The sequence below is a fragment of the Microcoleus sp. B3-D2 genome, assembly GCF_036705345.1.
In the GTDB taxonomy this organism is placed as follows: Bacteria; Cyanobacteriota; Cyanobacteriia; order Cyanobacteriales; family Microcoleaceae; genus Microcoleus.
The window spans coordinates 27,538-47,825 of sequence record NZ_JAUBUG010000052.1; the positions used below are offsets into that span (position 1 = coordinate 27,538).

Annotated in this window: 18 protein-coding genes and 1 CRISPR repeat array (1 of these 19 running past the window's edge); of the genes, 5 read left to right on the forward strand and 13 right to left on the reverse strand. The window is 44.7% G+C overall.

Annotated features, from left to right (window positions below; genetic code table 11):
- Positions 1–909: a CRISPR direct-repeat array (repeat unit 37 nt; unit sequence GTTTCAATCCCTGATAGGGTTTTAGGTTGTTTCCGGC); it begins 4,620 nt to the left of the window's first position.
- A 254-nt stretch (positions 910–1,163) separates the two neighbouring features.
- From cas2 to cas3, 10 genes are all read right to left on the reverse strand, one after another.
- On the reverse strand, positions 1,164–1,436 hold the full coding sequence (cas2, locus tag QUB14_RS19535; RefSeq protein ID WP_333218646.1) for a CRISPR-associated endonuclease Cas2: 273 nt from the start codon (positions 1,434–1,436) through the stop codon (positions 1,164–1,166).
- Between the two features lie 15 nt (positions 1,437–1,451).
- Positions 1,452–2,456 carry a type I-D CRISPR-associated endonuclease Cas1d gene (gene cas1d / locus QUB14_RS19540; RefSeq protein WP_333218647.1) on the reverse strand — a complete coding sequence of 335 codons (1,005 nt, stop codon included), beginning with the start codon at positions 2,454–2,456 and terminating at the stop codon, positions 1,452–1,454.
- 22 nt (positions 2,457–2,478) lie between these two features.
- On the reverse strand, positions 2,479–3,072 hold the full coding sequence (gene cas4, locus QUB14_RS19545; RefSeq protein WP_333218648.1) for a CRISPR-associated protein Cas4: 594 nt from the start codon (positions 3,070–3,072) through the stop codon (positions 2,479–2,481).
- 106 nt (positions 3,073–3,178) lie between these two features.
- Positions 3,179–3,352, reverse strand: coding sequence for a hypothetical protein (locus QUB14_RS19550; RefSeq protein ID WP_333218649.1), 174 nt, complete (start codon positions 3,350–3,352; stop codon positions 3,179–3,181).
- An 85-nt stretch (positions 3,353–3,437) separates the two neighbouring features.
- Positions 3,438–4,274, reverse strand: a complete 837-nt coding sequence (cas6, locus tag QUB14_RS19555) for a CRISPR-associated endoribonuclease Cas6 (RefSeq protein WP_333218650.1) — start codon at positions 4,272–4,274, stop codon at positions 3,438–3,440.
- A 91-nt stretch (positions 4,275–4,365) separates the two neighbouring features.
- The gene (gene cas5d, locus QUB14_RS19560; protein ID WP_333218651.1) at positions 4,366–5,073 is read right to left on the reverse strand and encodes a type I-D CRISPR-associated protein Cas5/Csc1; all 708 of its coding nucleotides are present in this window, start codon (positions 5,071–5,073) and stop codon (positions 4,366–4,368) included.
- Positions 5,074–5,078: 5 nt separating this feature from the next.
- Positions 5,079–6,092, reverse strand: a complete 1,014-nt coding sequence (gene cas7d, locus QUB14_RS19565; protein ID WP_333218652.1) for a type I-D CRISPR-associated protein Cas7/Csc2 — start codon at positions 6,090–6,092, stop codon at positions 5,079–5,081.
- A gap of 69 nt (positions 6,093–6,161) precedes the next feature.
- The gene (cas10d, locus tag QUB14_RS19570) at positions 6,162–9,539 is read right to left on the reverse strand and encodes a type I-D CRISPR-associated protein Cas10d/Csc3 (RefSeq protein ID WP_333218653.1); all 3,378 of its coding nucleotides are present in this window, start codon (positions 9,537–9,539) and stop codon (positions 6,162–6,164) included.
- 1 nt (position 9,540) lies between these two features.
- A complete protein-coding gene (locus QUB14_RS19575) occupies positions 9,541–9,840 on the reverse strand; it encodes a hypothetical protein (protein ID WP_333218654.1) in 300 nt (99 codons plus the stop codon).
- 260 nt (positions 9,841–10,100) lie between these two features.
- Positions 10,101–12,281, reverse strand: coding sequence for a type I-D CRISPR-associated helicase Cas3' (gene cas3, locus QUB14_RS19580; protein WP_333218655.1), 2,181 nt, complete (start codon positions 12,279–12,281; stop codon positions 10,101–10,103).
- 97 nt (positions 12,282–12,378) lie between these two features.
- Here cas3 and QUB14_RS19585 point away from each other — a divergent pair, with 97 nt between their 5' ends.
- Entirely contained in the window at positions 12,379–13,245 is an 867-nt protein-coding gene (locus tag QUB14_RS19585; protein ID WP_333218656.1) for a WYL domain-containing protein, read from the forward strand.
- Positions 13,246–13,420: 175 nt separating this feature from the next.
- Here QUB14_RS19585 and QUB14_RS19590 read toward each other — a convergent pair whose 3' ends face one another.
- The gene (locus tag QUB14_RS19590; protein ID WP_172188518.1) at positions 13,421–13,636 is read right to left on the reverse strand and encodes a hypothetical protein; all 216 of its coding nucleotides are present in this window, start codon (positions 13,634–13,636) and stop codon (positions 13,421–13,423) included.
- A 264-nt stretch (positions 13,637–13,900) separates the two neighbouring features.
- On the opposite strand from QUB14_RS19590, the gene grxC reads away from it, so the two are divergent.
- Positions 13,901–14,215: a glutaredoxin 3 gene (grxC, locus tag QUB14_RS19595; protein WP_333218667.1), complete on the forward strand. Its 315-nt coding sequence runs from the start codon at positions 13,901–13,903 to the stop codon at positions 14,213–14,215.
- A 44-nt stretch (positions 14,216–14,259) separates the two neighbouring features.
- Here the strand turns inward: grxC and menD are convergent, their stop codons facing one another.
- Positions 14,260–16,182 carry a 2-succinyl-5-enolpyruvyl-6-hydroxy-3-cyclohexene-1-carboxylic-acid synthase gene (menD, locus tag QUB14_RS19600; RefSeq protein WP_333218657.1) on the reverse strand — a complete coding sequence of 641 codons (1,923 nt, stop codon included), beginning with the start codon at positions 16,180–16,182 and terminating at the stop codon, positions 14,260–14,262.
- Positions 16,183–16,255: 73 nt separating this feature from the next.
- Here menD and QUB14_RS19605 point away from each other — a divergent pair, with 73 nt between their 5' ends.
- On the forward strand, positions 16,256–16,555 hold the full coding sequence (locus QUB14_RS19605; RefSeq protein ID WP_333218658.1) for an antibiotic biosynthesis monooxygenase: 300 nt from the start codon (positions 16,256–16,258) through the stop codon (positions 16,553–16,555).
- Positions 16,556–16,607: 52 nt separating this feature from the next.
- On the opposite strand, the gene QUB14_RS19610 is transcribed toward QUB14_RS19605, so the two are convergent.
- Positions 16,608–18,041: an isochorismate synthase gene (locus QUB14_RS19610; protein WP_333218659.1), complete on the reverse strand. Its 1,434-nt coding sequence runs from the start codon at positions 18,039–18,041 to the stop codon at positions 16,608–16,610.
- 405 nt (positions 18,042–18,446) lie between these two features.
- On the opposite strand from QUB14_RS19610, the gene menA reads away from it, so the two are divergent.
- A complete protein-coding gene (gene menA / locus QUB14_RS19615; RefSeq protein WP_333218660.1) occupies positions 18,447–19,343 on the forward strand; it encodes a 2-carboxy-1,4-naphthoquinone phytyltransferase in 897 nt (298 codons plus the stop codon).
- A gap of 142 nt (positions 19,344–19,485) precedes the next feature.
- Positions 19,486–20,280 (forward strand): 2-succinyl-6-hydroxy-2,4-cyclohexadiene-1-carboxylate synthase, encoded by a 795-nt coding sequence (menH, locus tag QUB14_RS19620; protein ID WP_333218661.1) that lies wholly within the window; start codon positions 19,486–19,488, stop codon positions 20,278–20,280.
- Positions 20,281–20,288 lie beyond the last annotated feature (8 nt).

Consider the following 20,288-nt stretch of genomic DNA (forward strand, 5'->3'; position numbering starts at 1 on the left):
GTTTCAATCCCTGATAGGGTTTTAGGTTGTTTCCGGCACGAAAGTGAGGTAAAATATGTGCCAGATTTCCGTTTCAATCCCTGATAGGGTTTTAGGTTGTTTCCGGCTGGGATATCAGCTAAAATGCCTAAGTATGTCCACGTTTCAATCCCTGATAGGGTTTTAGGTTGTTTCCGGCTTATCCCGAGCCTCTTTTCGCAATCTTTCATTTTCGTTTCAATCCCTGATAGGGTTTTAGGTTGTTTCCGGCTTATACTGGTCAAGCTTTCTCACGCATTCCCAAAATTCTTAGGGTTTCAATCCCTGATAGGGTTTTAGGTTGTTTCCGGCCAAATCAAATCTAAAGATTCATAAGTTATCTGACGTTTCAATCCCTGATAGGGTTTTAGGTTGTTTCCGGCCTTTGGCAAACACTGGTTTTCCTATTCCAAAATATGTTTCAATCCCTGATAGGGTTTTAGGTTGTTTCCGGCCTCCGGCAGCGGCGTTAGTTTGTCGGCTGATTGGAGTGTTTCAATCCCTGATAGGGTTTTAGGTTGTTTCCGGCCGTACTGCATTAACGAATGCCCGCCGGGAGATTTACGTTTCAATCCCTGATAGGGTTTTAGGTTGTTTCCGGCCGGCGTACTATAACTGATGTCTCATGTGTTGCGGGTTTCAATCCCTGATAGGGTTTTAGGTTGTTTCCGGCGGATCGTCATCCGTGTAAAACATGACAGATTGCTTTGTTTCAATCCCTGATAGGGTTTTAGGTTGTTTCCGGCTTGCTTGCGCGTCGTGGTTTTCAGGTCAAGCAGCGCGGTTTCAATCCCTGATAGGGTTTTAGGTTGTTTCCGGCAGTTAAACTTTTCTATATTGTTAACCCGCGACACGTTTCAATCCCTGATAGGGTTTTAGGTTGTTTCCGGCCGCCGGGGTTTAGGAGGCTTGAAATATAAGGTTTTCAAGGTTCAGTTGCGTCTGATTGCAATCAATATACCGTTTCAGCGATCGCCCTGTCAAGAGGGCAAAATTCAAATAGACCTCAAACTCTCTCCCAGTAAAGCTTTCAGCATTTGCGTCTGACCCGCCTGAGGTACAAACCACTGCAAACCCAGTCCTAGTAAAGCTTTCAGTCATTAAAATTCACCCCCTCCGTTCAACATCTACAGCCAGACGCAAAATCACACCATAAAAATCGTAGTATCGATCGGTGCCCGGCCGCCAATCCGCTCGATCTTGCCCTGACAGCAAGCGCACAAATAGTGAAACAGGATGCTGTCTTCTTCCGACTTAATCACCCTACTCAGACGTTGGCGCATCCGGGCATACTGGATATCCGTCACGTCGCAATGAAACACCGAATACTGCTTCCATTCCCCATAAGACTTGAGAATGTTGTGAATCTTAGTGCGGCGCTTGTCCTCTGATATATCGTAGCAAACCAAAACAAACATAACTCGATCGCCTCCCTATTTCAGAACCAAAGGCGGATACTTATCAATTTCACCCATCAAATACTTAGCCATCAACCGCCCTTGAATTTCAAAAGCTTCTTGATAAGTACACAACTTTTCCATCACTGGATGCTTGAACTTTGACTGTTTCTTTTGTTCGTAAAGTCGCAAAAAGTTGTGCAGCGCTTCTTTTGTCAAAGAAACCGCGCCGCTCAAGGGTTCTGCAGTAAAATCATTAGGCGAAACTTTCTGCAAATTAATCGCCGTCAAGACTACAGCATCAACTACCAAAGGTCGAAATTCTTCCATCAAATCCAGCGCTAAAGAAGGACGCCCATACCCCTCAAAATGCAAATATCCCAAATAGGGATCGAATCCCACAATATTCACCGCACTTTGAACATCGTGCCGCAGCAGAGAATATCCCAAACTTAACAGAGAATTTACCGGGTCAGTAGGCGGACGGCGGCGGCGAACTTCAAAGCTAAATTCCGGCACGCGAATCAGCCGATTGAAGCAGCCAAAATAAGTCGCACTACCCGCCCCCTCCAATCCTCGCAGAGAATTAATATTGGAAGTTTTGTCAATAGACGCGATTACTTGTTTCAATTGGGCGATGGGCTTTTCAAATTCCTGGGGAGAATATTTACGCTGACATTCTAACAAAGTATTGCGGTAATTCTTGAGCTTTCCCCGTACAAACCCCCTAACTAAATGCACCGCCTGTTCCGATTCCCCAGCCGCTTGCCACTGAGCTTTTCGCACAAAGATATTTTTCGTCATCTCCGGTTCCAACCTCCCCAAATAACGTCCGTTTACAGTCAAAAAACTCAAAGGAATGTGACGTTCCAACAGTTCCACAACCACAGCCGGCGAAACTGTGGCGCGTCCCAATGCAACAACACCATCAATCTTAATTAATGGCACGTCCAAGAGATTTTTTTTATCAGCTTTAACCGTCAGACGTTCATCCACTTTGCCAATAAAAGCATCTTCTTGAGTAATGTAAACTGTTCCCATCGTGAAATCTCCTATTTGCAGATTAACTTGCTTCTTGATAGCGGTTGACTTTGGCGGCAGCTTGGGGCAGACATTGGGGAAAAAGACTGCATCCCTTACACCGAGCGATGTAAACTGGTAAAGGGATATTTCCCGATCGCCAAAGAGCACCGACTTTTTCAATAGTGGCGATCGCATCCTGTCTCAAACCCTCAGAAATCTCGACTAATTGCCGCTGATGCGACTGCGCGTAATACACATATCCAGTCGCAATAGTTTTCCCCGTCATCTCCTCTAAACAAAGCGCTTGGGCGCAAACCTGCAACTCATCATTATCCCATTCCCCCTTCCGGCCGCGCTTGTATTCCACCGGATAAATCTCACCCTCAGCCGACTCAATCAAATCCGATTTCCCAATCAGTTTGTAGCGCTCAGATTTCAGCCAAATCGCCCGAACCTGCCAAGTTTCATCGCGATTAATCTCGCCCATCGTGTGAACGCGATCGTGCAAACTTGTCCCTTCTATGGTATACTGATTATCGGTGAATTCTCCCGCACAAGACATTCGCCAGCAGCGGTGAGGACAGTAAGAATACTGGTTGAGAGTTGCGATCGAAATGTAATCAAAATCCTTCATAATTTTGATGGTTTGTAAGAGATTGGTAATTGGAATTAGTGCTCCTAGTCCGCCAGGGGTTGAAACATTTAATTTCCCCGTGGGGCGAAAGAATTTGAGGAATTAGTTATCCGCCAGTGATCCGCCAGTCCGCCAGTCCGCCAGGGGTTGAAACCCCTGTCTCATAGCTAAAGTCGGTTGAAACCGACTGAAGAAGTAATTTAATCATTGATGATATTTTGAGCTTCTCGGTAACAGTAAGCGCAAAGGCTGAAACCGACTGAAGAAGTAATTTAATCATTCATTCTTGCAGTCCTCTTAAGAGGACTTTAGCTTTGAGGCAGGGGTTTCAACCCTTGCCGGACTATGGGTTTTACGTTAAGTTATCAAGAACTCTTATTAACAACTATTCGCCTAGTCATTCCCATCCCCATCGGAGTTTTCCTCCCCACCCCGCAGTAAACAGCAAAATCAGCCAAAGCATTAATTTGCTTAATCACTAAGGGCTCCACATCTCCCAAAATCCGATAACTAACCTCCCCAACCATGCCGACAAAATCGCTTTGATAGTTAGTCAATTTTTCACTGCGTATATTGACAAATGTCGAAAAAAGTGCATCGAAGGACTGATCGGGAATTGCGATCGGGCTGTACTTATTCCAGCGACTGAGAAGACTGTTAAAAACGCAGTCTCTAGTAGGAATCACGGAATCAAATTTTCCCTGTCGAAAGGTAGTAGGAGTCGCAAAACTGAAGGCAATTAAGCGATTAGTTTCCGAAGCGCGATCGTACAATTGAGAGTAATCGCAAGCATTAGCCCAAGGCTGATCCACTTGGGGCGTTCCCAGAATCTTAGTAATCATCAAATCGGCGGGCCCCAGATGCCACGGCTTCGACGGATTGAGGTTCAGCCAAAGATTAGTTAATTTGCCGAATAGAGTGTCATCAAGCAGAGTAATCCGCCACCAACAGAGGCTATGTTCTGGAATCGATTCTGTGTGTTCCCATTGCAGGAAATGGTGTTTTTTGAAAGGGCATTTTTTAGTTTGCAAAGGGCTGAGAGTGAAAGATTTTTGGGCCGTGGCATCGTGGAGGCGATCGCCGAGTTTTTTGTCAACGGAGCTCACGAGGGTGAGGAAGAGGGCGTGCAGGTGTCTTCCGGTGAGGTATCCGGGGGGAATTGGGGCCAGAGGGAGGAGGTTGAGGACTAGGCTGTGCGGCATATTTGGTTAAGGGTTAATGCTTAAAATTGGTTTAATTTTTATCGTTCCCAGGTTCTACCTGGGAACGCATTTCTAGAGGCTCTGCCTCCTATTAATCTGCCCGAAAGCGGTATTCCATACACGCCGGAATTTTGAGTTTGTCAAACTCGTAATATCGCCCTAGCATTTTGACATTTTGGATGAGGCTAACCGGAGGCATATTAACCACATCGTAGCTAATCACCTGATGGGAAAACATCACGTCTAAAGGGTTGAGAAGATAGGGAAAGATGAAGTCTGTTGCTGAGGGCGATCGCTTCACTTCTTTCTGCTCTAAAATTTCGACGGCTGCTTTGCTCATCCACTTTCCCAGACGAATCCATTTCGCTAGTTTCAGAGACTTATCTGAGATTAGGAAAAACTCAAATTTGCTTTCGGGCGCAATTTCTTTGGTTCTTCCAAAACTAGGAATATTTTTCTGAGTTTTTTCCATCTCAACGTGATAGTTATTGTTGGCGTATTTCCAAGTGTTGAGAGTAGAGGAGTGAGAAAGAGAACGCCCCGGAGTAACATAAATTCCCTGTTGATTGAGCGCCGTTAAATGTGGCTCGTATTTAGGAACTTGTTCGGGACAGAAATAGCGATAGGAATGTTCTTCAGAAACGGTGGTGGAATAGATTTCGCTATCCACCAAACCGAGAGCGTAACAAAGCGCGTAATTGTGAATTACCGGCTCAGTTTCGTAAAGTCTCCCTATCTCGCGAGTTGCAAAATAAAGGCTATCGTGCAACTCGATTTGACAGCGGTAAATAAAAGTCATGGTTGTTACTCCGCTGCTGCTGTAGCTCCTGCCTTACCCTTGATATGCTTCTTCGCGTAAGCTTTAGCCTCGTCATCGGCTTTCTTCAACATTTTTTTGAGTTCATCTTCATTGCCGATAACAGCTTTAACCTCTGTCACTAATGGTGTAAACTTATCCCCAATAAAGTCTTCATGCACGATAAATTCCTCAGACAGTAACGTTTGGATAGCAGCCCTAGCAGCCATAATCACATCATCTTCATTGAGAGGGTTGTTGGAATTAAGTTTATCCTCAACCTGCAATTTGTCGTAAATTGCTTGCGTCCAGCGGAGGTTACTGGTAATTTCGCCGTCGGCAAATACGACACCAATTAACTCATTTCTGACTCGACCTGTGCGGGTGGTTTGAGCGCCATAGTGCCGCGTTCTGAGGATGTTGTTGAAGACATACAAAAAACTAGCTTCTGTAGGGTCTTTGAGGGTGACAATGCTAGGAAAGAAAATCTGGGGTTTGATGTGGTCTTGCTGATTGATGCGACTGGTAACTTCGCCTGGTTTGGAACCTGCTTCACCCTTAGATGCCATTGTGCCATTCTCAAAGGGAGCATTGAGGGTAAAAGTCTCGTGAGATTCATCAAAAGCGGTAATTGAAAATGCTGTGTCAACTACTACTTTTGACTTCTCTGAACCAGAGTCACCGATCGCAAATCCGTAGATAATGCAATCAGGATTATTCATTGCAAACTTGACATTGTATTCGCAATCTTCAGCGGTCATAAAACCATAGTTACGCAGCAACTCGCGACCGACTAAACGTTCTGGTGTAGATTGCTTGCGCTTAAACATGGTCAGGCGGCTGATTGGTTTTTGGTCTTGAATTCCTGACCTCACCCGCGCTTTATTCAGTTCTCCATCGGTCTGAAATAGGGGATAAGATTCTGTGACTCGCACAGTCAGAAAATGTACATATTTTCCCATTGGTTTGTAAGGGATGTTAGCATGGAAAAATTTAGAGTCAACTGTTTTCAAGAAAGCCATGATTTGTGTCCTATGTAAAAATGTTAGTTTGGTAGTTAGCTTGTAGCCGATCGAACAATAGATTCAGCTTTAATCATCACCTTCTTCCTGAGATTCGTCAGGAAATTTGTCATTTCTATCGCGATTGTCTTTGTCATTTTCTAAACGGTAAAGAAATTCGCAGGTATCTCGGATTAGGTTGATTTGGCGGCCGGCTAAACGGGCTCGATCGCCCGCAAATGATTGCTCAAATACCTCCTCAACAAAGTAGCGAGCAAACTCTAAAATTGCCTGTCGTTCTTCCTCCCGCTTGCTAAAAATCCAGCGTCCTTCAGCAGTAGAAGAGTGAACGCGATCCATGAGCTTTGAAACTTCAGCAGCAACTGTCAAGACTAAAGATTCACCTTGACAACTGCGATCGGCTTCAAGGATAGTTTTAGAAGCAATATCAATCGGTTTCAACACAGCATTTGCCTTGGGATTGTATCGCTTATTTGCACGGTAAAATCTGCGATACAATTCCGTCAATTTTTGGGGGTGGTTTAAGCTTGATGCGGTTGTCACAGTCAATCGTTCCTTTTCATGATTATAGTTGGCGTAGGAGTCAAAGCAAGGGTAAAAATGATAAGCATAAAGCTTGATTTTTTGAATTGACGCCGTTTCATTTTTCTGTTTCCGCACCCATTGATTTAGGTAGCTAAACACATAAAGCGGGCTGGTTTCAAAATCCTTGGCGAGCTCAGTTAATTTACCCCAGTTGGAGTCATAGCCGGACTTCCCCTGTTTCGCATTAACATCAAGGTGAATGGCATAAGCAGCAGTTAAGACATTTAGAGGTGCAGGATAAGATTTGCCGTTTTCCTCCCAACCTTCTAGGATATAGTCGAGGCGGAAGCGATCGCGCTTCGTCAAAACCCTAAAAGCTTGGGGTACACTGTCAAGAAATACGGTTTCTTCAAATTCTGCACCGTCATTAAAAGGCGGAATTGGCGACTCTGAAACTACAGTTTTGACATCTAGAATCATGGGAAAAGCAAAAGCTAGCCAAGCTGGCATTACCCAAGATTCGGTATCAGTTGCATCTCGACCAGGGGGAAGCGCCATGAAGTAAAATGTTAGGGGCTGGTCTTCGGGATAGGAAAGTTTGAAGGTGCGGTCTTTTCCTGGTTCGATGTTTTCATCTATGAGGAAAGCATCGATGCTTTGGTAGCGATCGCGTCCAAAATCTGCTTGCAAATCCTTGCTGATAAAATGATTGCGAATGCTGCTATCAAAGCGGGTTTGGAAAATGCTAGTGTAGGCTTTTTGCAGAAACTTATTTGTCTCGGGGGTGAAGTAATATGTGGGATAAAAATAGAGATAGCGATATTTGCCATCTTCAAACTTTTTTCCCACAGCTTGAGTTTGATTCATTAAAATTTGTCTCAGCATCATTTCCAAACCTGCAATACTAGAAATATTGCGTTTAGCGTTAGAACCTCCCAACATTTGTTTGTTAGTGTAAACTTGAGGCGTGAACAAAACGGCTGATTCCATTTGTTCTGTCACCGTGTAAGCTGAATGGGAAATTGAACAGATTAACTGTCTTCCTCTACCCTGTTTCTTAGCGAGTTGGTAGCGTTCCAACTCATCTAAAAATACGTCACTGGATGCTGTGTCCAATGGTGTATTTCCGGGTAACATGACAACCCGCGTTACCCACAGCCGCAAATCGTCCCAACCGTCGGGCAATTTGTACTGTGAAAGAATGGGTTTAATCATTTGGGAAATGTGGGCGATCGCCTGTTCGCAAACTTCCCGCACATCCTCAATTCCTGGGTGATGTTCTAGGTACTTTGCTGCTAAATAGTACCATTCGTAAGGAACGCCGCCTGTATTGCCTTTTAGTTTAAGTTCTTTGAGGCTTTCATTAATCCGTTGAATTTCTCTCAGGGCTGGCAGATATTCAGATAGGTTCCAAAACTTAGCAATTTCATCGACAATATCTAGATGAGTTAGGGCGGGTAGTTTTTTGTCTTTCTTGCGTGCCGCTTCGATGGTATTAACCTGTTCTCCCCAAATCTTGCGACTCACTAAGTCCCCAAGTTCAGCAATCTGATCGATCCGAATATCGTCGTCAAAGTTGAAGTTATAATCAGCAGACAAAACATCCTGACGCTGAAATTTTATCAGATTATCGCTGCGACTTTTGGCGACAGAGTTTTTTCCTATTTTGAGAATGCGTAAAGTAGCATCAACAGCAACTAGCATCAACTCTGACGTATCAAAAAATAGGTTATAATACTCGGCATATTTCATGCCTTTACCATCTCTGCCAAATCCAGTTTGTCGCCGTTGCAATTGTCCGGCGCAGAGTTGTTTAATCTTGCTAACTACTCGTTTGGGTAAGTCTACAATTGAAATAGCAGGAGCATCCGATCGAGCTAAGTAAATTACACCTGTTGGTAAGTAAAGCAGTGGTTCGTAGTAGGTGCGATCGTCGGTATTCAGCGCCGTATGTACTTCCATTAAAGCGTTATTGACGACGTTAGTAAGTACGCCTCTGTTTTCAGCGATGCTGTGATAAGTGAATTTTAATTGCCCGCCACTGAGGCTGTGGATTAACTCGTTTAGCCGGGTATTTTCTGCATCTTGGGGATGTTTGATAATAGATGCTAGGGAATCTGCTAAACAGGTTAAGTCTGAGAGACTGCGGAGTGTGCGATCGCGCAACACTGGATTTAACCCAAATTCAGAAAAATTCCAGTTAGTATCCCAACGCCGCTGAGCGTTGTAAGCAAGGCAGAGCAAATCATCAATGTATTCTCGATAAGCACCTGGAGCGTCGGGATTGATGAAGCTATCTAGTCCTAACTGTCGCACTTTTTCATCAATAATTTGACGGTGCTGTTCTAGCGGTAACTTGCGGCAATCGTTGGGGACATCGGGGAATTTTTCAAAGTCGTGGAGAATAAATCCAGCAATTACTAACCGCCGTTCTTTTTCTCCCACCGCTCGCCGCACGGTGGTGTCGAGTTTTTCTAACCGCTGTTCAATTAAATTAGCAGGAAATAATCCATTTAGCAGGTGAGTATTTAGGGACTGATCGGCTGCATTATGCCGTCTCACATTCTCTTTTCCTTGTTTGCGATCGAGTTCGTCAAAAAATTTGCCCCCTTTGGCTGTGACGCCAATGGCAACTCGCAGCAGATTTGGCAAGACATATTCTGCGAAGTCTGCCATGACGCGATCGCCTGGATTTTGACTCTGAATGGCTTCTCGCAAGAGTTTGAGAGTTAGTAAGTCGCGAGTTTTAGGTTCGATTGTGCGATCGGACGTTTGAAAGTTTGACCCTAATTCTTCATCTTGCAACCAGTCATCATCTGGATCATCCGATTGTTCAGATTGTTCAGAGTTCAAATTAACTGGGATATCAAATAATGAGAGTTGTTGATACTCTTCATCTGGTTTTTGACGTTTTTTAGCCATTTTATGCCTCTAGGGAGTCTATGAACCTTGTATTGCAAATAGCATCGCCATCTTGAGAAAAAGGATTTACTAGACACTCCAATTCAGAAAGTTTGTCCGCTCGATCGCTGTCAATGCTTTTGAGATAACCATTTTCAGCCTCAAGACACTGAATTTGATTTTGTTGAGTATAAATAATTGTTACAAGCTGTTGACACTTGTATCGAATTGAAGAGTTCAGCCGTTGGGATTGGCTCAGGTCTTGTTTTAGAGCGCAAAGCAAATGGCGTAGTTGGTCAGAGTCAAGATTCTGCTGGGACATGGGAAGTTCTCCTCGTGGATTGCAACACCTGTGATTATACAGCAGGCAATTGAGTATGTCATAACGGTACAAACTACCGTTATGACGTATTTTATCTCTTGTGCTAAGCTCACCGTAGGAAAGCAAAGCTTCTTGGGACTGCTCAAGTAAGTGTAAATACCTACCAGGGATTGAAACATGACCTACTCCATTGAGGTTGTTTGATGCTTTCCCAGCATTGACTTCTGTACAATGCAAAATCCCTATCAGGGCTTGACAATTTAGGCAATCCATATTTCATCCCCCTTGCTCTTGAGCCAGTGGGCCAGCGTGTCCACCAACAGGGCCGACTGGCCAAAAGCTATAGAATAAGGTGCAGTCGTATCGTGGAAGCTGTACCGATCGCAAATCGGATAAATCTGAAAGTGTACCGGCAGTCGCAGGCGCGATCGCACTTCAGCCACCGGATAGCGCAGCACATAACAAACTAATGCTTGCTTCTTCAAACGCTTGTTGATTTCCCCGATCCAATAATTCTCAGGTTGCACAACCTCAATCCCCGTCAAAACCTGAACTTTCCAAGCAGAAGCATTTTCCTCTAAAGTTCCCGAATAAGTAAATTTCCAATTCAGTCTTTCCTCCCGATAACTACGCAACTTCAAAAAAGCCAGACAGTGTTTAAATCGACCTTTGGCAATTGGTTGCCCAAGGCGTTCCGATGTCTCGTTCAACATTCGCATAAATGCAGATTCCGTCATCGGTTCGATTTCCAAGTTGCTCAAAATTCCTGGTAAATCGTAAGTTTTAAATTTGTCTGCCTCGTGGGAATCGGTTAAATCGCAAATGCCGCATTGCAGGGGACTAGAACCTCGAAAACTGCTAGCATCTTCAACTATTGGATTTCCTGTCTTATTACCCGATCGCTCTTTCCACTCTTTACCCCACTGTTTAATATCACCTGCCACTTTCCCCAAGCTAGTTTTAAATACTTTTTGAGCAGCTTCCTGAAAAGCTTTCTGACTTGATGCGTACTGCTGTTTAATTGTCCTGTGCCCTAATTGCCAACAAATTTGAACTGACTGCACTGCACCCCACCGCGAATAATATCCCTCAAAATTGTTGATTTGGCGGTACTTTTCGCGAATTTGTTGATAGAAAAAAGGACGATCGTAAATTCCGTTAGACTCTAAAGTGGCAGTCTCACCCGCAAACAAGCGTTCGACTAAGAAATTAGGGGTGAGTGCGATGGCTGTGAAATTTTTAAACTGAATAAACTCTCCATTGCGATCGCAGCCATCGTGTCGCCCCAACCTTCCCAATCTTTGGATGAAGTTGCCCGCATCGGCGGATTCAAAAATTAGCAAATTGATTTTGAAGTCTACGCCGACATCAATGGTGCTAGTACCGAGAACTAAGTCTGACGAGAGCGATCGCTCTTTTTCAGTCTTTCCCGACAACCCGGTATTTTCGCCCACAACTAAACCGTGAGGCGCGAACAATTCCCGAAAAAATGGTGTCAGCCGCTTGACGGCAGCAATTGAATTCAGGATAATAGCTCCTTTACTTCCCGGATTGTGTTTAAAGTGAGTCAGGATGAGATTTGCGCTGTCCTTCAGCCAAGTTTCAGAAGCTTTTGAAGTGGGTTCTAGGGAAATAAAAGTCAGCGTACTTTCCCTTAATATCTGCCGCCAACAGTCTGCTTTCAACTGTTCAATTTCATTAGGGCGATCGGGAAACTGATATTTGCCTGCTTTTAAAGGGTCGATAGTTTGACAGCGAAAACCTGCTATTTCTAGTCTGCTAATTAATTGGTCGTCAGGAGTGGCTGACAGGAATACAAACTTTTTTCGGCGGTTTGTATTGCGAATTAACAACATAGTATTGATGACGCTGGCAATCTGGGGAGATGCTAAAACATGAAATTCATCAAAAATGGATAGGTCAAAATCTTTGTCGATGCGACCCCACAGTTTATCGGGGCTATCTTCAGAGCTTAAATACGCTCCTCGGTGGAGATAGTGCAAGATATCAGGGTTAGTTAATAAAATCTCTGATTGACCTGTGCGAGATGCGATCGCGGCTGCTTTTCTCAGTTTTTCATTTTCTGCATAGATTTCTAATTCCGAGCCGCTGAGTCGGACAACGCGGGGTTGATGCTCGGGTTGGAATTGTTCGATATAGCGCTGAATTTGAGTCTCCTGATCTCGCGCCAGTTCATTCGTCGGATATAGCGCCACTACACAACAATCTGTCTGCAATGTTTCTAAAAAAGCAGCTAAACTTTTGCCATCGCTAGTGATAGCAAAGTTGAAAATGACATCAATATTGGGATTGCGAATTGCCTTTAAAGTTTCGAGTTGATGCCAAGAAAGCGTCCAACCTTCCGGTAATTTGACTTTCTTGGGAATTTCCGCAGCGGGACAGGAGTAAACGGATTTGAGGGTAATATGATAATCGGACATATGCTGAATCTGTGTCCGTAGAAACGGGATATCCCCCATATTGACACCGACAATAGAGATAATCAAGCCTGTACAATGAGAAAGTGTCCGTATATTTATGAGTCGCAAAGGTCAATCGATCACCCTATCGGTTTCTGAACGAGATAAAGCCCAGTTGGAAGCCTTGGCCCAAGAATTCGGGAAGACGTGGGGCGATCGCCCGAACATATCCAAACTGATAGAAGCGATCGCCCGCCGCCAACTGACGATCGCCCCCAACCACGACTGGCCCCAAACCCGCATCCAAGCCCTAGACCTCGCCCGACAGCAATTGCTTGACTTGGGCAAAATTGATGAAGCGCTGGCAATTGCCCAATTGTTGAGCGATCGCAGCGAACTGACTCTCCCTTTCCGGGCCCAAATCGATCAGTTTTTGAGCAACCCATTACCTACTTGGCGGCAAAAAATCGATAATTTTATCCACAGACACCAACCTTTTCGCCTCTCCTATCGAGATGCAGCCGATCGCCTTTGGAGTTACACAGTCTTACACGCTCGGATTGTCCCTATTGAAAAGCGACAGTATTTAATGTGTCGCTGCGAAGAATCTGAGGGAAATCAAGACGTACCGGGACTCGAACACAACTGGACGCTGCTGCTCGATCGCATTGAAGATGCTGCGGTGATTTCGGTCGATCGAACTTGGTTGCCCGATCTAGATCGAATTTCCGTAGAATTTCACTTATTCGGCAGGCTTGCCTTTAACTACAGGCGAAAGCAAGGCGATGTGGAAGTCAGCGACTTAGAAGGCGATCCGCCAATTAGACGAGTCACCCGCCCGATTTTCAATACCTTCTGGTTTTTCCGCGAAATTGCCCCCTATTGGGAAGATTGCGCGATCGCCTCTCCAGACAGCGTGCGCGATCGCTTCCAACAAAAACTGATCGCCCTCTGTCGCCAGTACAACCTGGAAATCCGCGATTAAATCAAAAAAAAAGCAGCCGGTAAAGGCTGCTTTGACAAAAAAACCGTTGTTGAGTTAGAGGAGAAAACTTTTAAATCGAATTCAAATTACCGCTGTTTCCACTCCTGCCTGAGTTTCCACTATTTTTATCTACCGCTGACTCACCCTGCCTTCAGAACAAAACTTCAAATCCCGATTAGAATGCTGCTGAAAGTTCGTTGACTACTTGGACTCGGCCTCGGAGCACCGCGCGCAGCAAGCGGTTGACACAGCCTCTGTCTTCGTCATTCAGAGAGTCGTCGAAGGTGGCGGCCATCAAACCGTAGCGATCCGCCAGAGTCAAAACGCCTGTATCGGTTACAGAAGCGAGGATTTCAGAGATAGCGCCGGGGAGGAGTTGTACGGGGTGCATGGCAGTGCGGTTGAATTCGATATATTTATCATCTTCTGGTTTCCTCAAAAGATCGGTGATATTAATGAGGCCGCGAAGGTGATTCTCTAGGGTGAAAGCAAGTGATCCGAGTAGAGTAAAGTTGTGACTTGGGTCACAGGGCCACAGGTAGCCGCAGGCAATTCCATCCCGCGCCGATTTTTGGGTAGGACGTGGGGCTGACGGCATTTCGCTAAAATGATCGTTAATCCCCCAACCAGTTTAATTTTTACCCCAGTACCGAAAATGCTTGATTTTCTCAATCCCATCTTGGGCCGCAAGCCCGATCGCATCAAAGCCAATGTTGAAATCTATACTTGGCAAACCTGTCCCTACTGCATCCGCGCCAAAACTTTGCTGTGGTGGAAAGGCGTAAATTTCACCGAATACAAAATTGATGGCGACGAAGCCGCTAGAAAAGCAATGGCCGATCGCGCTAACGGACGCCGCAGCGTGCCCCAAATTTTCATTAATAAGCAACACGTAGGCGGCTGCGATGACATTCACAAACTCGATTCAGATGGACAGTTAGATCCGCTGCTAGCTCAACCAGCAGTTTAAATTAGTGTAGGTTGGGTTTCCTTCCACCGGCTCAACCTACAAATTTACAAATCTTTGGCAAATTTACTTAGATTATCTTGCCGCCATTTAGCATCGGCGCGCCTGTCTGTTTGCAATTCTAAGACGCGAATCCCGCTATTTGGCAAAAAACTTAATTTTTGTTTGAACTGTTCCCAATCGTCTATTATCTCGTGTTCCACGCCGTAAGTTGCACACAACTGAGCAAAATTTATCTGCTGCGGCGTCGCAAAAAACTCTTCAAAGGGCGGGTCAAATTTGGCAACGGGCAACATTTCAAAAATTCCGCCACCGTTGTTATTAATTAATATGATTGTCAAATGACCGAAAAATTTATTTTTAATTAAAAAACCGTTCGTATCGTGCAAAAGTGTTAAATCGCCTGTTAGCATGATGCTGCTTTGATTGCGGTGAGCAACTCCCAATGCTGTTGATAATGTGCCGTCTATGCCGTTAGCGCCGCGATTGACAAAAGTTTTTATTTCTAAGTTGTTTGGCTGCCAGAAAAACTCGACATCTCGGACGGGCATACTGTTGGCAATAAATATCGGTGTTCCAGGCGGCAAAATTTGGGAAAGCAGCCAGGAAACTTTGGGCTCGATTATGTTGTTAATTGCTGATATTTTTTGGTCTATTGTTTGTCTGACTTGGATTTCGGTGTTGCGCCAAAGTTGGAGGTATTCGTTTGATTTTGATGGCGAGGTTAGAACCCCCCCTAACCCCCCCTTGCTAAGGGGGGGGACAAGAGTTGATTCCCCATTGGTCAGGGGGGGGATTTGATGGGAGATATTAGTCGTAGCAGGGGCTCGATCCCCCCCTAACCCCCCCTTAATAAGGGGGGGGACAAGAGTTAATATAGTTGCGAGATTAGTTGCGAGATTTTCTGGGGAGGTTCGCAGGTGAATTGTTTTGCCGTGTAGCGGATCGAAGTTGTGGTGGCTGGGGTCGATTATGTAGCGTTTTGGTTTGGTTTTGGCTAGCCAGTTTCGCAGTTCTTTGCTTGTGGGTAAGTCTCCGATTTGAATGGCGATTTCTGGGGTTAATTTATCTGCTAGTTCGCGGTTTCGCAGGATTAAATCGTAGGTGGAAATTAGATAAGGATTGAGTTGGGCGTAGTTTCTGACTGGGGATAGTCCTTCTGCTAAAACTGGCCAGTTTAAGGATTTGGAAATTTGGGCGATCGCACTACAGTATTTTTCGGCAAATTGAGGCTGTGCAACGCCTGCAATAATAATCCCTTTGCTGCACTTTTGCCACTGTTGCATGGTACTTTCTTCTCCCCCCCTTAACAAGGGGGGGCTGGGGGGGGTAGAGCTTTCTCCTGCGAAAATGGGTTCTAATCCTGCAAAGAAATCTTCGGGATTAAATTCTGTTTCTAAAGCTTCTACGGCTATGTCTGGAACGGGTACAAGCGGGTCGCGAAAGGGGATGTTGAGGTGGACGGGGCCCGGTGTTTGAAATTGCGATCGCTCCCAAGCATACACGATCGTCTGCCGCAGATAGTCTAGCATTCCTCTGGACGCAGAAGGTATCGCTAATTCGGCTTGCCAGTTCGGATAATTGCCGTATATTTTCACTTGGTCGATCGCTTGTCCGGCGTGACAGTCCCGCAGTTCGGGAGGTCGATCGGCGGTGAATATTAGCAGCGGAATTCGACTTTCTCTGGCTTCTATGATAGCAGGATAAAAGTTGGCTGCGGCGGTTCCCGATGTGCAAATTAGTGCGGTTGGTAAACCGGATTTTTTGGCAATTCCTAATGCAAAAAAGCTGCCTGAACGTTCGTCGAGTATGGGAATAGTTTCTATTTTTTTGTTTTGAGCAAAGGCTATTGTTAGCGGTGCCGATCGCGAACCGGGACAAATCACGGCGGTAGTTAATCCCAACCGCTGCAAAGTTTCTGCTAATACGGAAGCCCAGACGGTATTTGTGTTGCGAAAATCTATTGGCATTGCTAAACCTGAGTAGCTCAACTCTGTATTGTGCTAGGATATTATACTCAAATAATTGTCAGGATACATTTTTATGATTCTTGAGGCGGTTGTGCTTAATGTCAAATCTGGCTTTGAGGGTGATTTTGAGATAGCTTTTAGAGAAGCCTCCAGTCTGATAGCGTCTAGAGATGGATATTTATCTCACGAACTTCATCGCTGCACAGAAGTTCAAGGAAAATATCTATTATTGGTGAGATGGGAAAATTTAGAAGCTCATACCATTAGATTTAGGAATTCCGCTCAATATCAAGAGTGGAAAAGAATGCTTCACCATTTTTACGATCCTTTTCCCATAGTAGAACATTTTGAGGAGGTGAAGATTAAACATTAACACAGACTCAATCAATTAGCCAGACAACTCTACATTCTGCAAATTAGCTGAATTAAACTAAAGCATTTAAAAGTGCCTGCAATTTGAGCTGAATTTCTGCTAGTTCTTTTTCGGGTTCCGATCCCGCCACAATACCAGCACCAGCATAAAGTATAGCCCGATCGCCATCGATTAAAGCCGATCGAATGCCGACGGCAAATTCGCCGTTGCCGGTGCGATCGATCCAGCCGAGGGGTGCTGCGTACAAAGAGCGATCGCAGCTTTCGCAGCCGCGAATTTGCTGTAGGGCAATATCTCTCGGTACGCCCGCCACCGCTGGCGTTGGATGCAGTTGGGATAAAATCTTTAATAAATGAATATCACGGGGAATTCTAGCCCTTATGGGTGTCCACAAATGCTGAATGTTTGACAGTTGCAGCAGCCTGGGAACCGGGGAAAATTCGGGATTGATACCGAGACTCGACAGGCGATCGACTATAAAATCAATTACAACTCGATGTTCTCGAATATCCTTTTCGCTGTTGAGTAAACCTTTGCCTAAATTCGCATCTTCCGCTTCATTTTTCCCCCTCGGTGCGGAACCTGCTAAGGCATCTGTTACTAACTCATTTTTGTGAATGCTGATTAAGCGTTCTGGACTGGCACCGATAAAATTTTGACCTTGGCCGTTACTGGTGGAAAATACGTAGCAACCGGGATAAGTAAGGCGCAAGTTATTTAAAGAGTCTATTAAACTAAAAGGGGTTTGGGAAATGACATTTATGGCTTGGGATAAAACAATTTTACTGAAATATTGAGACTTGATAAATTCTAAAGCGGACTTGACAGATGTTTTGAATTGAGTGGCATCATTCACAGGAATTTGTTTTAAAAGTATCGAACTGTTTCTAAGAGAAGTTATTTTTGGGTAAGGGCGAGACGCAATTTTATCAAAACTTTGCCAAATATTATCCGTAATAATCTTAATATTTATGTCGCGATTTATGATAGCATTGGCAACAATTGTGCAGCTATCTTTCAGGCGAGTAATCTGCCATTTTGGTAAAAATACGGTGCCTGGGGGGAAGTAAGAATTGGTGGCGACATTCTCATCAAAAAAAGCAAAGCTACAAAAAAAGTGCGGCCCGCTGAAAGGCAAGCGTTCTGTACCGATGGTAATTGTTCGGGCAAGACAAGATTGAATAAAATTTTGAGCTAGGGCAAATCGATCGCTTCCGGCTACTGTTAGATGGATGGCCGAATCTAGGGCGGCGATCGCAAAACTGTTGCCTGCAATCGGGTCTCTTTTTTCAAAGTAAAAGTGTCGCTGGCAAGGTTCGGAAATCTCTTGAAGTACAACTAGCGGATCGACGGGGGCAATCTCCTGAGAAATACTAACTATCTTTGTTTGATCTTTTTCCGTTAAAGACTGCTGGCAATCTAACAGAAACTGATGCAGTTGATTGCGGTCTTGTAAAAGATTAGCGCGGTGCGGTATTACTGTCATGAAAGCGAGAATAGCAGATTTGTCAGAAAGAGTGCGGTTTTGTCCCGCTAGAACCCCTATTTCGATCTAAGCACGGGAGGGCGATCGCAAAACATGACCTTTCGAGTTTCCCGGAAAGTTTGGGCTCGCTGGGGGCAAAAAACAGACGATCCTCTTCCAGGGCTTCGCCAACGCGCGATCGCTCGAAACATTTAGACATAAAACTTTAAGATTGAGCGACTCAATCTCGGCTCTCATGCGATCGACCCCGCAGAGGTTTGCAGACGGGCATTACCGGGCGTGCGATCGCCCGCAAAGCGTCTCAACGGATGCCCCCCGCCCACTCAACCCGATACAGAGTAGAGTTTCTTCACCAATAAAATTGTAAAATTACTACGCTGCTATCAATTGAATCAAGTTTGTGTAATGACAACAAAGTTAATTGAACGTTCAAATAGTAAATTGTGGCTGGCGGCAATCAAGCCGCCCATGTACAGCGTTGCGGTGATTCCTATTTCAGTAGGAACTGCAATTGCTTTTGCCGAAACTCAAACGATTAATTCGTCAATTTTTTCGACATTTTTAATGTCAGCCATTTTGATTATAGCATGGCTGAATCTCAGCAATGATGTATTTGACTCAGAAACAGGCATCGATAAAAACAAAGCGCATTCTCTAGTTAACTTAACCGGAAATAAAACTTTAATTTTCGGGCTAGCCAATCTGTTTTTAGCAGTTGGAGTGTCGGGAATCTGCGCCATAAGCTGGTGGCAAAAAGACCCAACAGTAATTTTGCTGGTAGTTTTGTGCTGTGCTCTCGGCTACACTTATCAAGGGCCTCCGTTTCGTCTTGGCTATCAGGGTTTGGGAGAAATTATTTGCTTTTTCACCTTCGGGCCGCTAGCCTTGGCCGCTGCTTATTACAGTCAAACTCAAACTTGGTCTGCAACTAATTTAGCGGCTTCGGCAATCGTGGGAATTACAACCAGTATCATTTTATTTTGTTCCCATTTTCACCAAGTTGAGGACGATTTGGCGGCGGGTAAAAAATCCCCAATTGTTCGACTCGGTACGAAAAAAGGTGCCCAGTTGTTGCAGTGGTTGTGCGGCAGCATTTATGTTTTGACTGTGGTATTTGTGGCTTTGGGAATGTTCCCAATTTGGACGCTGTTGATTTTTGGGAGTTTGCCATTTGCGATCGACCTTTGCCACCATGTCACAGACTATCACGACCAACCGGCAAACGTCAGCAACTCTAAGTTTATCGCAGTTACGCTGCATTTTTCGAGCGGATTGCTGCTGGCGTTGGGGTTTGCTTTGTAGATCGGGCGATCGAGAATTCCCGTAAATTGGAGGTATGGTTTGCTAAGTTGATGGAGTTGGTGGAGTTGGCAGAGTTGGGCGACTTCTCAAAATCTTCTTTAATTCAGCAATCCGTACCTCACATTGAATCCTATAATTGTATATGGACAACTTTAATAATTATCACTTTCACTATTCCTTAACTGGCAACAAGAATCAGCCGACACTTTTATTTTTGCATGGATTCACGGGCAGCAGTCAAGACTTTAGCAGCGTCATTCCCTTACTTTCTAACAGTTATTGCTGCTTAGCAGTTGACCTTCCCGGTCACGGAAAAACCCAAGTCAACGGCGACGAAAGTTGCTACACTATGTCAAATACTGCCCAAGCATTAATCGAGTTATTAGATGATTTACAAATAGACAAATGTTTGTTGTTGGGCTATTCAATGGGCGGGCGATTGGCACTTTACATGACATTACATTTTCCAGAAAGATTCGAGAAAGTAGTGTTAGAGTCAGCTTCGCCAGGATTGAAAACAGAAAAAGAGCGATCGCACCGCCGGGAAGCCGATTCACAGCTAGCACAAAAGCTGGAAAATAGCAACATTAAAGATTTTTTATTCAACTGGTACGATCGCCCTTTATTCAAATCTTTAAAAAACTCTCCCTACTTCGACAAACTCATAGAAACCCGCTTAGCAAACAATCCCTTAGAATTAGCCAAATCACTCCGCAATATGGGAACCGGCAACCAGCCCTCTCTCTGGGGAAAACTGGCACCAAATCAAATTCCCATCCTCTTGCTAGCGGGAGAATATGATGATAAATTTACAACCATAAATACCGAAATTGCCCAATTGTGTCCGGCCGCCCTTCTGGAAATTGTACCAAAAGCTGGTCACAATATTCATTTTGAAAATATTGATAAGTTTGTCGCACTTGTGAGACAATTGTAGGATTAATT

Coding starts and splice junctions, on each gene's coding strand:
- menH (WP_333218661.1), top strand. CDS start 19,486: ATGGACAACTTTAATAATTATCACTTTCACTATTCCTTAACTGGCAAC.
- QUB14_RS19585 (WP_333218656.1), top strand. CDS start 12,379: ATGAGTCGCAAAGGTCAATCGATCACCCTATCGGTTTCTGAACGAGAT.
- QUB14_RS19590 (WP_172188518.1), bottom strand. CDS start 13,636: ATGCACCCCGTACAACTCCTCCCCGGCGCTATCTCTGAAATCCTCGCT.
- QUB14_RS19605 (WP_333218658.1), top strand. CDS start 16,256: ATGATTCTTGAGGCGGTTGTGCTTAATGTCAAATCTGGCTTTGAGGGT.
- menD (WP_333218657.1), bottom strand. CDS start 16,182: ATGCCAATAGATTTTCGCAACACAAATACCGTCTGGGCTTCCGTATTA.
- QUB14_RS19575 (WP_333218654.1), bottom strand. CDS start 9,840: ATGTCCCAGCAGAATCTTGACTCTGACCAACTACGCCATTTGCTTTGC.
- cas2 (WP_333218646.1), bottom strand. CDS start 1,436: ATGTTTGTTTTGGTTTGCTACGATATATCAGAGGACAAGCGCCGCACT.
- QUB14_RS19550 (WP_333218649.1), bottom strand. CDS start 3,352: ATGATTAAATTACTTCTTCAGTCGGTTTCAGCCTTTGCGCTTACTGTT.
- cas3 (WP_333218655.1), bottom strand. CDS start 12,281: ATGTCCGATTATCATATTACCCTCAAATCCGTTTACTCCTGTCCCGCT.
- cas7d (WP_333218652.1), bottom strand. CDS start 6,092: ATGGCTTTCTTGAAAACAGTTGACTCTAAATTTTTCCATGCTAACATC.
- grxC (WP_333218667.1), top strand. CDS start 13,901: ATGCTTGATTTTCTCAATCCCATCTTGGGCCGCAAGCCCGATCGCATC.
- cas4 (WP_333218648.1), bottom strand. CDS start 3,072: ATGAAGGATTTTGATTACATTTCGATCGCAACTCTCAACCAGTATTCT.
- QUB14_RS19610 (WP_333218659.1), bottom strand. CDS start 18,041: ATGACAGTAATACCGCACCGCGCTAATCTTTTACAAGACCGCAATCAA.
- cas5d (WP_333218651.1), bottom strand. CDS start 5,073: ATGACTTTTATTTACCGCTGTCAAATCGAGTTGCACGATAGCCTTTAT.
- cas6 (WP_333218650.1), bottom strand. CDS start 4,274: ATGCCGCACAGCCTAGTCCTCAACCTCCTCCCTCTGGCCCCAATTCCC.
- cas10d (WP_333218653.1), bottom strand. CDS start 9,539: ATGGCTAAAAAACGTCAAAAACCAGATGAAGAGTATCAACAACTCTCA.
- cas1d (WP_333218647.1), bottom strand. CDS start 2,456: ATGGGAACAGTTTACATTACTCAAGAAGATGCTTTTATTGGCAAAGTG.
- menA (WP_333218660.1), top strand. CDS start 18,447: ATGACAACAAAGTTAATTGAACGTTCAAATAGTAAATTGTGGCTGGCG.